Source organism: Dyadobacter sandarakinus (genome assembly GCF_016894445.1).
GTDB lineage: Bacteria > Bacteroidota > Bacteroidia > Cytophagales > Spirosomataceae > Dyadobacter > Dyadobacter sandarakinus.
The window spans coordinates 3,480,970-3,494,329 of record NZ_CP056775.1; the positions used below are offsets into that span (position 1 = coordinate 3,480,970).

The following is a 13,360-nucleotide window of genomic DNA, read 5'->3' on the forward strand; positions in this document are numbered from 1 at the left end:
CTATGCATTCACGCGTTCCCGACGAAAAGGATGCAGTGGCTCTGGTTTACTATTGGATACAGCAACAATCGGAATCTCAGCCAATGCGCTGGAACCACCGTTTTCGGGTTTTTCATACTGAACCGTACCATTTACGATGGCCAGCCTGCTCTCGATTCCCAGCAGGCCAAGCCCGGCCAGGTTATTCTCTTTGATCTTCTCAGGGTTAAACCCTACCCCATTATCTGTCACACGGAGGCCGACGGTTTTTTCATTTACTTCCAGTGAAATCTCAATCCGGGTGCAACTGGCATGTTTGATCGCATTGTTTACCAGCTCCTGCATAATCCTGTACAGCGTCAGCTCCTGCTTTTGTCCCTGCCTTGGAAACTCCTCCGTATTGGACTGAAAGGTAATGACCAGGTTACTATCCTCTTCCAGCTTGTGAATAAATTCCTCGATCGCCTCCATCAGCCCGAACCTTTCGAGCGTGGTAGGCACCAGGTCGCGTGTGATGCGGCGCACGTGCAGGATTGTTTCTTCCACCAGCGACTGCGACTTCCGCATGATCTGCTCCTCCTTGTCCCCTTCCATCGTCCCCACCATTTTACTGAGCTGGTTGAGACTGAGTTTTGTGAGCGATAGCATGGTACCAATATCGTCATGCAGGTCCTGGGCAATACGCCTTCTCTCGGTTTCTTCCGAATTTAAAGCCGTATCCAGAAGCATGCGGTTGTAATTTTTCTCGATTTCGTTAATCTTCTTTTCCTCTTCAAACCTTCGCTTCTGATAGTACATCACAAATGAGATAACAAAAAATGCCATCATCAGCATTGCAATGGAAGCAATGAGCAGCGCATATTTGAGTTCCTCAGTGTTTTGCATACAGTTTGGGAGAATATTGATAAATGCCTATGCTGAAAAGAACAATGCTCACTGATTCAAATATATACGGAAAATAGGCCAGGAATCCGAAATCCAGCCAGTCTTCCCATTTCGAAGAGTAATGCAGCACCGGCGCGATAAAAAGAAACGAGGAATAATAAATCAGCAGTCCCGAACAGATCCAGAAAAAAGGATAGGTCAGCAGATTGGGGATCTTGAGTGTGCGTATCGTATCATAAAAGTACAGGAGTACCCAGAATATCATCAGCAAACTTTCCACTGTAGTTGAATACAGTACCATGTTGTGGTGGTAAAGGTCGTTTCCGGTAGGATTGATGTGTAAAATGTCCCAGATTGAAAATAATGTAAAAAGGGGCATCATTACCAGTACAAGCATCTTGTAGGGGCGCGTCTGTAGCTGGAAATAATACATTCCGCTCACCAGCAGGTACCTTACAGGTACATTGATGTTGTATAATATCACCGTGTTCTTCTTCTGTGCCGCCCAGTCAAACATGACAAAATCAATCAGGAACTTGATGATCAGATAAACCAACAACAATAAAATGGTCCGTTCCCTATAACCTTTTCTTTTAAAGATCAGAATAATAGGGAACAGGTTCAGAAATACCGGGATGGTTGGAATAGGTTGTCGTAAAGCATAGGAAATATAGCTCTCGAACATCTTGGCAGGATTAAAACATTAACAATGGCGAGGGCATATCGGGCCCTTTGCCATCACATTTCCTCCCCCATCCGGCATATCCTTGAGGCCGCCGATGCTCATCCGGCCTGTTAGCTCTACACCTTCCGCATCCACAGGCACGATCACCAGGCGCGGCGTAGGTCTCCCTGTACCGTCTTCGGTAAATACCGGCTCATCTCCCTCATGATCTTCCTCCGTAATACTGTAATACACCCGAAATCCAACCGGCTCTCCCCCACATTCGTCCAATAGGCGCCGGAACGTTTCCAGTCCGAAAAATTCTGCTTCAACATAGTTATCCCCCGCTCTCAGATATTCCTCTTTTCTTCTTTGATAACGCCTTGTAAGATGTCTGGCTTCTCTTACCGGGATTAGCTCCCCTTCGGTTCCTCTGTATTGTGGCATAACAGTAAAAAATTAGAGCTGAATGTAGATAATTGGATATGGTAAAATTAGATCCGGAAACGTGTTTCAACAAGCCGGAGACAGCCTACTGATTAATCAAAAACAAGATAATTGTCTATATGTCAAGTCTTTACAATAAGTAGGCCTCTTAAAATCACGTAATTTTACCTGTTAAAACACGCAGTATTACAAACGGGGCACAGGATATCACGCAGGCAAAAAAATCGGGGATTATCACGCTAAAAGCTGCTGACGGCACCAGCTACCTTTGTTATGTATAGGAAAGACCGGCAAGGACTTTCTCATCGAGATTAAAAGGGTTAGGTTAATATTAAAAAGCCGTGAGGAATTTTCCTTGCGGCTTTTTCGGTTTTTACCCGAACGTCCTACATTCATATTTACAAACAGCGCATGAAACCGACTATCAGCATAGAATATTGCCCCAGGTGCGGCTGGTTGCTGCGGGCGGCATGGATGGCCCAGGAGCTGCTTACCACTTTCAGCAATGACCTGCTCGCTGTGCAGCTCATTCCGTCAGAAGTATCAGGAAGATACACGATTAAAATAGATAATACATTGCTCTGGGACCGCAAACGCGAGGGCCGGTTTCCTGAGCCCAAAGAAGTCAAGCAAAAAGTACGTGACGAGATTGATCCTGAGCGCTCGCTGGGTCATAGCGATCGCTAGCAACCCAGCCATTTTGTCGCTCCACATGAAGCCGACCTGCTATAATGGCATGTATATGCGTCGCGGGTATCTTTATGCACAAACTGTTTTTCTTCAAATGTGCATTTAGAGCCGCTGAGGGCATTTCTCCTGAAAAATATGCAGGTAACTCGTAAGTACTTAACTTTTGCTTAACCTTTGGCACACAGTTTTTGACACAGAGACCATACTTGTGAACCTAAATTGCGATAGCTATGGAAAGCAAATTGAAAATACCACAAGAAATGTTGATGAACATCGACTTTATCAACACAGTGAATGGCGGGATGAGTGAACCTGCTATTAAGCTGGAACGTGGTGAAAGTGGATTTGAAGTGGTTGTTAAAGTTCCTGGCATCGAAGTAGAAGATATGCAGCTGGAAGTGGTAAAAGGAAAGCGGAACACCAATAACTTAAAGTTGTTTCACTTGCTCCCTATATTTTCTCAGGAAAATCTCGCAGACGATGAACAATGGAGGACGGTCCGGTTCATTAATACATTCGTAATTCCGGATGGCGTTGATGTTGAAAATATTTCGGCTAAATATGATGATACTTTCCGTCACCTGGTCTTGTTTCTTCCTTATGGAAATGAGAAGGGCGATTTTCACCGAAAAGTTGAGATCGAAAGATGGTAACGGTGCTACATGCTGGATTTAAAACGGATGCCCGGTAGTCAAAAGCTGCCGGTTTTTTTATTTGCCTGATCATTGACATTATTTGAAAACAGTGATAGGCGGGCTGAGTAACCCGGCCCATCGCTGTTTTTAAATCAATTCACCGTTCCGCCATTCCATACATCGGTTTCGGGTTGTACAAAGGAGAGACTACCATCCTTCTGCTCGGCCATCAGGATCATTCCGTGGCTTTCCATGCCCATCATTTTGCGTGGGGCCAGGTTGGCCAGGTACAGTACCTTTTTGCCAATGATAGCTTCCGGTTTGAAATGTTCCGAAATCCCACTAAGCACCGTACGTTTTTCCAAACCGATGTCTACCAGCAATTTGAGCAGCTTTTTGCTTTTCGGTACTGCTTCGGCTTCCAGGATGGTTGCTACACGTATATCCATTTTGGCAAAATCATCATACTGGATTTCTGCTTTCACAGGACTTACTACTTTTCCTTCAAGCTCATTCTGACGTTTTGCATCATGCAGCTTCTGAATTTGCCTTTCGACCACGTGGTCTTCTATTTTTTCAAACAAAAGCTTCCCTTCCGGCACCAGGGAACCGGCAGTCAGCAGGTCGGCTTTTCCCGCATCCAGCCAGTCTTTTCCGGCAATGCCCAGCTGCTCCCGGATTTTTGCAGCTGTAAACGGAAGCACAGGTTCCGCCACAATCGACAGCGTTCCGCATACCTGCAAAGCCAGGTTAAGAATAGTATTCACACGCTCAGGATCCGTTTTGATCACATGCCACGGCTGGGTATCGGCCAGGTACTTGTTACCAAGGCGCGCCAGGTCCATAATATAGGAAAGTGCCTCCCGGAAGCGGTAGGCCTCAATCGACTCGCCGATGCGCGCAGGAAAAGCTGCCAGCTCGCTCAGTAATGCCCGGTCGGCATCTTCCAGGTTCCCGGCAGCCGGTACTTTCCCGTCACAAAACTTCTGGGTCAGCACCGTGGCCCGGTTAATGAAATTCCCGAAAATACCGACGAGCTCACTGTTGTTTCTGGTCTGAAAATCCTTCCACGTAAACTCACTGTCCTTGGTTTCAGGTGCACTGGCAGTGAGTACATAACGCAGTACATCCTGCTTATCGGGCAACTCTTCCAGGTATTCGTGCAGCCACACAGCCCAGTTGCGGGAAGTTGAGATCTTATCGCCTTCCAGGTTCATGAATTCATTGGCAGGTACATTATCAGCCAGAATATAGTTACCCTCAGCCATCAGAGTAGCCGGAAATATGATGCAGTGGAAAACGATATTGTCTTTACCAATAAAATGCACCAGCTTGGTTTCTCCCCCGCCATCTTCCGCTGGCCGCCACCATTTTTCCCAGCCCTCGTCGCTTCCGTTTTGCTGCACAAGCCAGTCTTTGGTGGCCGAGATATAGCCGATGGGCGCTTCAAACCATACATACAATACCTTTCCGTCCGTGTGAGGCAGTGGTACGCTGATGCCCCAGTCGAGATCACGGGTCATTGCGCGGGGTTTAAGCCCGTCTTTCAGCCACGACTGGCATTGGCCGGCCACGTTGGTTTTCCATTCGGGGTGACTGTTGATATATTCCTCGATTTGCGACTGCATGGTGTCCAGGGGCAAATACCAGTTTTTGGTCGCTTTTAAGACAGGCTTGGCTCCCGAGAGCATCGAGCGTGGATCTTTGAGCTCCATCGGGCTGAGGGTAGAGCCACAACGCTCACATTGATCACCGTAAGCATTGGGATTGGCACATACCGGGCAAGTACCGACAATGTAACGGTCGGCCAGGAACTGCTGCGCAGTTTCATCATAGTACTGCTCCGTCGTCTCCTCGGTAAACACCCCTTTGTTATACAAGTCCAGAAAAAACGCCTGCGAGGTCTCGTGATGGATCGGCTTGCTTGTCCGGGAATAGATATCGAATGTAATGCCCAGCGCTTTGAAAGACTGGTCAATTTGTGCGTAGTACTTGTCAACAACGCCCTGTGGGGTAAGTCCTTCCTTTTTTGCCCGGATGGTAATAGGAACACCGTGCTCGTCGGTGCCACTGATAAAAGCTACTTCCTTCCGGTTGGACCGCAGGTACCTGACGTAAATATCAGCCGGAATATAACAGCCAGCCAGGTGCCCGATGTGAATAGGACCATTGGCATAGATGAGCGCAGCAGTAACAGTATATCGTTGTGGATTGGAGATAGGCATTGGTATTTGTCAAAAAAATAAGTTGAAGTGCCTGAAAAGTCATTTTACGGCTTTTATGCAGGCACGTAAAAATAGTAAAAGCGACAACGTTCCCGACTAGTCTGCGGATGTTTTCGGCAAATGCATGCACGGGCAGAAAGATATATAAGCCTGTCAGGTAAGCGCTGAAACGGGATCTTGCAGTCAAAATACCTTCTTACAGCCCGGAGGTATTTTTTTGTCCTTAATATTTCAATACCGAACTTGGGAACTGAAAATTTTAAGGAGCTCGCATGAAAGTTCTTGTTACCGGTGCTACCGGGCTGGTTGGAAGTCATACGGCACGCAAGCTGATTGCAGCAGGCTGCGAGGTGCATGCATTGGTCAGGAATGGTGCCAACAGGAGCCTGCTGTCCGGCATTGAAAGCTCCATTACCTGGCAGGAGGGCGATATCCTTGATCTTGGAGCGCTGGAATCAGCGATACGCCAGGTCGACTATGTGGTGCACGCGGCGGCTGTGGTATCCTTTGTGCCCCGTGATCGTAAAATGATGTACAAGGTAAATGTTGAGGGCACTGCCAATGTGGTCAATGTTTGTCTGAAATACCCCATCAAAAAGCTCTGCCACGTCAGCAGCATCGCCGCAATTGGCAGGCCCGACAGCCGTAAATTCCAGGCCGGCCGTGAAGTGGTACTCAATGAAGACCAGCGCTGGGAAGACTCTCCCGAGAACTCGGAGTATGCCAAAACCAAGCACTTAGCCGAGCTGGAAGTGTGGAGGGGCATTGCGGAGGGACTGGGCGCCGTAATTGTGAACCCGACCGTAATTCTCGGAGAGGGCGATTGGACCAGGAGCAGTACGCAGCTTTTTCGATATGTGTACAAGGAAAATCCATTCTATACTGAGGGCATCGCCAATGTAGTGGATGTGCAGGACGTAGCTGAGGTTATTGAAAAACTCCTATTTTCGAACATCTCGGGCGAGCGTTTTTTGCTCAATGCAGGATCAATTACGTACGAAAATTTGTTCTCCTTAATCGCAGACGCTATGGGTAAGATGCGACCCGCCTATCAGGTAAAACCATGGCTTGCAGGGATCATCTGGCGCATAGAGGCAGTACGGACGTGGCTGCTCGGCACAAAGCCGCTGATTACCAAAGAAACAGCCAAATCAGCAGCCCGAAAAATCAGATACGACAATCGAAAAATAAGGGAAGCATTAGATTTTAGCTTTCAGCCAGTTGAGAAAAGCGTGTCGCGGATTAGTGAAAGTTTGCTTGGCAAGATTTGAATAACGGGGATTTATTTTATAACTTTCTTTCATTAACAGTTAGAAAAGGGAGCCCTCAGATTTAACTTAAAGTAGGTATGATGGAGAAAAATTTCGGGGAAAGAAGAGACTACTTAAATGAAACCTTGCTCAGGTTTGAGAGAATGCTGAAAACCAGTGAGCCGGTATTTTTCGATCTGGACACTTATGAAAAGGTTACCATACATTACATAGAAAAAGGGGATTGGGACAAGGCATTTAAAGCCTGCGAGCTGGGCCTTTCCGACTATCCTTACTCCCTTGATTTGCTGCTGAACATGGTGCAGCTGCATGCCAATCGCGGTGAGCACGACCTGGCTCAGGAGATCCTCGAAAGAGCATCGCTGTTTCATCCGGGCGATATTGAAATATCCTTTATGCAGGTCGCCATATCCAACATGATGGGGGAATATGAAGAGGCCATTGAAGTCCTTGAAGGTCTTCTGCAGCGTGTGGAAGATCAGGATGAGATTTACTTTCAGATCGGGCAAACGTACCAGAACTGGGGCAAATACGAGGATGCGATCCTGTACTACAAAAAATCGCTGCGCAACAATCTGAATAACGAAAGTGCATTGTACGAACTGGCCCATTGCCTTGACTTGGTCGGTCAGCTCGAAAGCCATTTGTCCTATTACCACGAGCTGGTAGACCGTGATCCGTTTTCGCACCATGCCTGGTATAATCTGGGCATTGCATTCAGCAAGCTGGAAAGGCATGAAGACGCGGTGAATGCCTATGAGTATGCTACGCTTGTCAAAGATGATTTTGCATCCGCATTCTTTCAGCTGGGCAATGCATACATGAGTCTTGAAAAATATGCCGATGCCAAAGACCAGTACCTGCGCGCTATGGAGCTGGAAGGCGAACAGCCCGAAACCTGCTGCTGCCTGGGTACCTGCTACGAAAAGCTGGGCGATTTTGAGACGGCGATCCGCTACTACCGGCAAACCGTGAAGCTGGACAAGCAATGGGATGACGGATGGTATGGGCTGGGCATTTGTTTCAGTGAACTTGGACGCTGGTATGAAGCAGTGGGTTTTATTCGCAAAGCGATCCAGATTACCGAACTCAACCCGGATTACTGGCTGGCACTTGCAGAGACCGAGTTTAAAGTCGGGAATGTTATTTCGGCATTTGAAGCCTTTGAAAAAGCAGCAGAAATTGAGCCTTCCAATCCTGATATCTGGCTGAAATGGTCGTATGTGCTGTTTGAACAAGGCAATTATGCCCGCGCCTGTGACTTGCTGCAGGCTGCTGTCGACGAAATGCCGGAAGAAGCCGATCTGCACTACCGCATGGCCGTTTACCAGATCCATGCAGGACAATACCGCGAGGCATTGGTTAATCTTGAAAATGCACTCACCCTTGATTATGAGGGCCACGTACAGCTTTTTGATTTCTTTCCCGATCTGGAAAAACAAAAAGCATTATACCGCATCATCGAACAATACCGGGAGAAATAACCTCCCGGTATTGTTACTTCAGACTCCCGTATAAAGCGGCAAGCTGCCCCGCTATCTGCTGACCATCAAACTGCCGGACATGCTCCTGCCCTGCCACCGCGAGCTGCGCGCGGAGTGTTTCATGCTCAATAAGTTGGCGCAATTTTCCGGTAATATCGTCCAGGTCAACGGGATCTGCATACAAGCCTCCCGGACCTCCGGCCTCTTCCAGACAGGAACCTTTGGCGGCCAGTACGGGCGTTCCGCTATGCAATGCCTCTACAACCGGAATTCCAAAACCTTCATAAACGGAGATGTAGGCGAATACTTCTGCCTGCTGGTATAAGGCAGGTAAATGCGCAGTAGGCACATCGGTGAGCAGCCGCACACTATTTTCCAAATTGTTTTTCCTGATAAAATCCCGGATCGCCTCAGCGTAGGCAGTGGGCTTTCCGACAAGTACCAGATCAAAATCCTTTCGTGGCAGCCGTGCAAATGCTTCCGCGAGGCGAAGTTGATTTTTACGCTCCTCCAAAGTACCTACACTCAGTATGTAGGGTTTTTCCAAACCATAAGACTGCACAATCTGCTTTCGCTCTGCTAGCGGTACCGCGTGCCGGAATACAGGGTTACAATCCTGGTAAATGACCTTTATCTTTGTATCTGGTACCCGGTAAAGCTCTATAAGGTCGCGGCGTGTCTGGTCGCTCACGGCAATCACTGCATCTGCCCGCCGGCAGGCAGATTTAAACTTGTGACGGTAAATAAGCCTGTCGGCAGGATTGAACAAATGCGGCAGACGTTCGAAAATCAGATCATGGATTGTAACAACGGATGCAATGCCCGCCTGTTCCAGCCCCTGCGGCAACTCATTACTGAGTCCGTGAAAAATCCCGATCCTGTCTTTTTTCAGCTGATGTAAAACGCTGCTGTATCGCCAGAAGGCTGATAGCTTTTTATCTAAAAATCGGTCGGGCAGCTGTATGTTTTCTTTCGGGAAAGTCTGAAAAAGTCCGTTACGGTCTTTGGGCGTGTAGGCAAGGTACTCGTCGCCAGGCTCGTAGGCAAGAAGCGATTCCAGCACGAAACGGCTGTAATTGCCCAGGCCCGTCTTATTTGCAAATGCCCTCTTGGCATCAAATCCTATGCGCATGCGACTCGTCCATTTTGAAAGAATAACGGCCGGACATCTGGCGGCTTTCAGCGCAAAAGTCTGTATTTTTGTATTTACCGCCGTAAATTATTGGCGATTATTTTGTGTTCATAAGGAATGAAGAGAAACAGCATTCGTAAAAGAGGCAACCCTCGATCCACCTCCATCTCACCCGCAGAAGAATACCAGATACATACGCTTGCCAACGGAATCAGGATAGCCCACAAGCAGGTTCCGTACACGCAGATTGCGCATTGCGGCATTATGCTGGATATCGGCAGCCGCGACGAGCTTCCCTACCAGCAGGGACTCGCGCATTTTTGGGAGCATATGGCCTTTAAAGGAACAGAGAAACGCAGCTCCTATCATATCATCAACCGGCTTGAAAACGTAGGCGGTGAATTAAATGCTTATACGACTAAGGAAAAAATCTGCTTTCACGCCTCGGTACTGGACGACCATTTTGAAAAAGCACTGGAACTGCTGGCCGATATTACTTTTCACTCCGTTTTTCCTGAAAAACAGATTGAACGCGAGCGGAATGTGATCCTGGAAGAAATGTCTATGTACGTGGACTCTCCGGAGGACGCGATCCAGGACGATTTTGATGAGCTGGTTTTTCCGGATCATGCATTGGGCAAAAATATTCTGGGTACCAATGAAACCGTAAGTTCGTTTGACCGGGAGCACCTGTTCCGGTTTATCCATGATAACATTGATACCGAAAGGATTGTAGTGTCTTCCGTGAGCCGGCTGCCATTTGCAAAAGTTATAAAAACCGCTGAAAAGTACCTGGGCCAGGTACCGCACCACCGCACTGAAAGGACCCGAACGGCGCCTATACATTATGCGCCTGTTTCATTGCAGAAAGAGCGGCCGATCCAGCAGGCGCAATGTGCGATGGGCCAGCCTGCCTATGCATTGCAGGACGATCGCCGGCTGCCGTTTTTTGTACTGATCAACCTGCTCGGCGGACCAGGCATGAATTCGCGCTTCAACCTGTCGCTGCGTGAGAAGTATGGTTTTGTGTACTCCATTGAGGCCAACTACACACCGTACCTGGATACAGGCTTTACGGGCATATTCTTTGGCACCGAAAAAAAGCAGCTTGCCAAAAGCATTAACCTGATTCACAAGGAACTGAAAAGGATTCGCCAGGTGCCCTTGTCCGTGCTGCAGTTACACCAGACCAAAGTACAGCTGATGGGTCAGCTTGCGATGTCCGAGGAAAGCAATATGAGCTTTATGCTGATGATGGCCAAAAGCCTGCTGGACACCGGGAAGGTTGATTCCCTCCCTGAAATCTTTGCAGAAATTGAGCAGATTACCGCCGCACAGTTGCAGGAAATTGCGCAGGAAATGTTTGACGAGGCTAATTTCAGTTACCTCACATTTATACCAGAAGATTAAAAAAAGCCTCCGGATCATCCGGAGGCTTTTTTTGTGTTATGCCATGGCCTTCTGATCGGCCCGGTACAGCAAGGTGGATGCATTACCCGGACGAAGGATATTGCGGGCGGCACGGTTGAGGTCACCGGCCGTCATGTTACGGATGATTTCCGCATCCTGATTGGCCCACTCCGGATTACCTGCATTGGCGGCAAAAGCCAGGTTCATGGCGCGGTTCAGCAATTCCACCTCCGAAAATGCAAGCGATGCTTCTGCCTGGTTCCGGACTTTGATTACTTCTTCATCACTGGTACCCTTTTCCACAAACTCCCTGATCACTTCGTCCACCGCCTTGTCGGCTTCTTCCAGCGACACGCCGGGATTCAGATTTCCCTTAATCATCAGCAGCCCCGGATCCAGAGATGAAGTTACGCTGGCGCTGATGCTGTTAAACATATTACGTTCTTTCAGCAGCTGCTGATAAAGGCGCGACGACTTTCCGCGGCCCAGGATGTCACTGGCAAGATCTCCCTCATAAAAGCCGGATTCGTACCTGCCCGGCATGTGAAACACTTTCACGAGCATATCGAGGGGTACGGCGGCTGAGGCTTCGAGCACGCGTGCCTCCATCTGAACAGGCTCTTTGGGCAGGCTGCGGATATAAGCCGGACCGGGAGGAATATCGCCGAACCACTTCTTCGACAACTCTTCTACCTGTGCGGCAGTTACGGCGCCTGCTACAACCATCACAGCATTGTTGGGGCGGTAAAAACGAAAGAAAAAGCTGCTTACATCGTCCAGCGAGGCACGTTCAATATGCTGAATGTCCTTGCCGATTGTTGCCCAGCGATAGGGATGTACCTGGTACGCCAGTGGCCGCAGTTTGAGCCACATATCGCCATAGGGCTGGTTCAGGTAGCGCTGCTTGAACTCCTCGATAACCACCTTGCGCTGCACTTCCAGTACATTCGGGTCAAAAGAAAGGCTCAGCATCCGGTCAGATTCAAGCCAAAAAGCCGTTTCTATATTATCAGCAGGAAGTGTAATGTAATAATTGGTGATGTCGGGGGACGTAAATGCATTGTTTTCACCACCTACATTCTGCACGGGAATATCGTAGCTGGGAATATGTTTGGAACCGCCGAACATCAGGTGTTCAAACAAATGCGCAAAGCCGGTACGCTCCTCGTCCTCATCGCGGGAACCCACATTATAAAGGATATTCACAGCCGCCATCGGCGTAGAGAAGTCCTCGTGCACAAAAACCCGCAGGCCATTGTCCAGTGTAAATTGCTTGTAGCGGATCATAAGTCTGAGCGTAATATCATTTAAAACGGCAAAATTAGCTTTGCCACAGAAACCCGTCCCGGTGAAATAGGGTTATAAACAAAGCTAACGCGCAAGTGGGATACCACCAAACCAATCCGAGTTATTAGTCCAAGCCATGCCAAATACCCTCAAATTACTTTGCCTGCTCTTTATTTTCATTTCATTTCGGGGACAGGCACAGCTGCTCAATGACCAGGCTTCGCTGAAAACCATTCAGAATAGTCTTGATAAAATTTACAACTACGAGTTTGAGGAAGCCGAGACCTTTATCGGGCAGGTAGAAAAGAAATACCCCAACCATCCGGTTACCCATATTCTGGATTCCTTTATACTTTTCTGGAAGTACATGCCGATCAAAGACAATCCGGTAAAATCCAAAGAGTACCTCCAAAAGCTGGAAACGTGCCTGAATGCCGTCAATCAGAAGTATGGCAAAAACAGTCTGGACCCGGAGGCGGTATTTTACACAATGGTGGCCCGGGGCTACATGGCCATGATCTATAACTACAAAGGCGAAATGCTGAATGCCGCAGGCGAGGGCAAAAAGGCCTACAATGCATTCATCGAGGGCATGAAGCTGATCAATAAAAATCCTGAATTTTACTTCACCTCAGGCATGTACAACTACTATGTGGAGGTATATCCGGAAGAACACCCGATTGTAAAGCCGCTGCTGGTTTTTTTTAAAGGAGGAGATAAAGCATTGGGATTGAAGCAGGTAGATACTGCTACAAGGCTCGGCACGATCACCCGGGCCGAAGCCTGCTTTTATCTTGCGCATTTGTATCTCAAATATGAAAGCCGCCCCGAAAAGGCAGTACCCTATACCGAGAAGCTGGTGGACCTGTATCCCAAAAACACCATTTTCAGGATGAAAAACATAGAAGGCCTGCTGCTGGCAGGGAAGTATGATGCCGCCAGCCCGGATATTGCGATTTTGAAGAAAGTAAATACCGGCTTTTATCCTGCCGCCTGGCGTACTTTCCAGGGATTACTGGAAGAAAAAGGCCATAAAAACGATGCAGCCGCACAACATGAGTACCTTCTGGCCATCAAAGCATCCTACGACGACCAGTATACCAAGGAATATCACGCCATGGCGTATGCCGGCCTTGCACGTATTGCCTCGCGCGCCAACAACAAGGCCAAGGCCAAAGAGTATTACAAAAAGTGCCTCGATAAAGCCGAGTACCGTGCGCTCATCCGCGAAGCGAAGGCGTACAAATAAGG

General features: G+C 48.3%; 12 protein-coding genes. 6 read left to right on the forward strand and 6 right to left on the reverse strand.

Features of this window, described 5'->3' with window-relative positions; genetic code table 11:
* Genes HWI92_RS14035 through HWI92_RS14045 form a run of 3 tightly spaced genes read right to left on the reverse strand, consistent with a single transcriptional unit; the run spans position 1 to position 1,975 of the window.
* On the reverse strand, positions 1 to 864 hold the full coding sequence (locus tag HWI92_RS14035; RefSeq protein WP_204656144.1) for a sensor histidine kinase: 864 nt from the start codon (positions 862 to 864) through the stop codon (positions 1 to 3).
* The gene (locus HWI92_RS14040) at positions 851 to 1,549 is read right to left on the reverse strand and encodes a hypothetical protein (RefSeq protein ID WP_204656146.1); all 699 of its coding nucleotides are present in this window, start codon (positions 1,547 to 1,549) and stop codon (positions 851 to 853) included. Before HWI92_RS14040 ends, HWI92_RS14035 begins: the two co-directional genes overlap by 14 nt.
* 18 nt (positions 1,550 to 1,567) lie before the next feature.
* Positions 1,568 to 1,975, reverse strand: coding sequence for a hypothetical protein (locus tag HWI92_RS14045; protein ID WP_204656148.1), 408 nt, complete (start codon positions 1,973 to 1,975; stop codon positions 1,568 to 1,570).
* A gap of 411 nt (positions 1,976 to 2,386) precedes the next feature.
* Here HWI92_RS14045 and HWI92_RS14050 point away from each other — a divergent pair, with 411 nt between their 5' ends.
* Both HWI92_RS14050 and HWI92_RS14055 read left to right on the forward strand, forming a co-directional pair.
* Positions 2,387 to 2,662 carry an Rdx family protein gene (locus HWI92_RS14050; protein WP_204656149.1) on the forward strand — a complete coding sequence of 92 codons (276 nt, stop codon included), beginning with the start codon at positions 2,387 to 2,389 and terminating at the stop codon, positions 2,660 to 2,662.
* Between the two features lie 233 nt (positions 2,663 to 2,895).
* Positions 2,896 to 3,318 (forward strand): Hsp20 family protein, encoded by a 423-nt coding sequence (locus tag HWI92_RS14055; RefSeq protein WP_204656151.1) that lies wholly within the window; start codon positions 2,896 to 2,898, stop codon positions 3,316 to 3,318.
* A gap of 134 nt (positions 3,319 to 3,452) precedes the next feature.
* Here the strand turns inward: HWI92_RS14055 and metG are convergent, their stop codons facing one another.
* The gene (gene metG / locus HWI92_RS14060) at positions 3,453 to 5,525 is read right to left on the reverse strand and encodes a methionine--tRNA ligase (protein WP_204656161.1); all 2,073 of its coding nucleotides are present in this window, start codon (positions 5,523 to 5,525) and stop codon (positions 3,453 to 3,455) included.
* Positions 5,526 to 5,797: 272 nt separating this feature from the next.
* Here metG and HWI92_RS14065 point away from each other — a divergent pair, with 272 nt between their 5' ends.
* A complete protein-coding gene (locus tag HWI92_RS14065) occupies positions 5,798 to 6,796 on the forward strand; it encodes an NAD-dependent epimerase/dehydratase family protein (RefSeq protein ID WP_204656163.1) in 999 nt (332 codons plus the stop codon).
* Positions 6,797 to 6,873: 77 nt separating this feature from the next.
* The gene (locus HWI92_RS14070; RefSeq protein ID WP_204656165.1) at positions 6,874 to 8,280 is read left to right on the forward strand and encodes a tetratricopeptide repeat protein; all 1,407 of its coding nucleotides are present in this window, start codon (positions 6,874 to 6,876) and stop codon (positions 8,278 to 8,280) included.
* 13 nt (positions 8,281 to 8,293) lie between these two features.
* Here HWI92_RS14070 and HWI92_RS14075 read toward each other — a convergent pair whose 3' ends face one another.
* Positions 8,294 to 9,412, reverse strand: coding sequence for a glycosyltransferase family 4 protein (locus tag HWI92_RS14075; RefSeq protein WP_204656173.1), 1,119 nt, complete (start codon positions 9,410 to 9,412; stop codon positions 8,294 to 8,296).
* A gap of 117 nt (positions 9,413 to 9,529) precedes the next feature.
* Between HWI92_RS14075 and HWI92_RS14080 the strand changes: the two genes are divergently transcribed.
* Positions 9,530 to 10,822, forward strand: a complete 1,293-nt coding sequence (locus tag HWI92_RS14080; protein ID WP_204656175.1) for a M16 family metallopeptidase — start codon at positions 9,530 to 9,532, stop codon at positions 10,820 to 10,822.
* Between the two features lie 36 nt (positions 10,823 to 10,858).
* On the opposite strand, the gene HWI92_RS14085 is transcribed toward HWI92_RS14080, so the two are convergent.
* Positions 10,859 to 12,109: a M16 family metallopeptidase gene (locus tag HWI92_RS14085; RefSeq protein WP_204656177.1), complete on the reverse strand. Its 1,251-nt coding sequence runs from the start codon at positions 12,107 to 12,109 to the stop codon at positions 10,859 to 10,861.
* Positions 12,110 to 12,245: 136 nt separating this feature from the next.
* Here HWI92_RS14085 and HWI92_RS14090 point away from each other — a divergent pair, with 136 nt between their 5' ends.
* Positions 12,246 to 13,358 carry an ABC transporter substrate-binding protein gene (locus HWI92_RS14090; RefSeq protein ID WP_204656179.1) on the forward strand — a complete coding sequence of 371 codons (1,113 nt, stop codon included), beginning with the start codon at positions 12,246 to 12,248 and terminating at the stop codon, positions 13,356 to 13,358.
* Positions 13,359 to 13,360 lie beyond the last annotated feature (2 nt).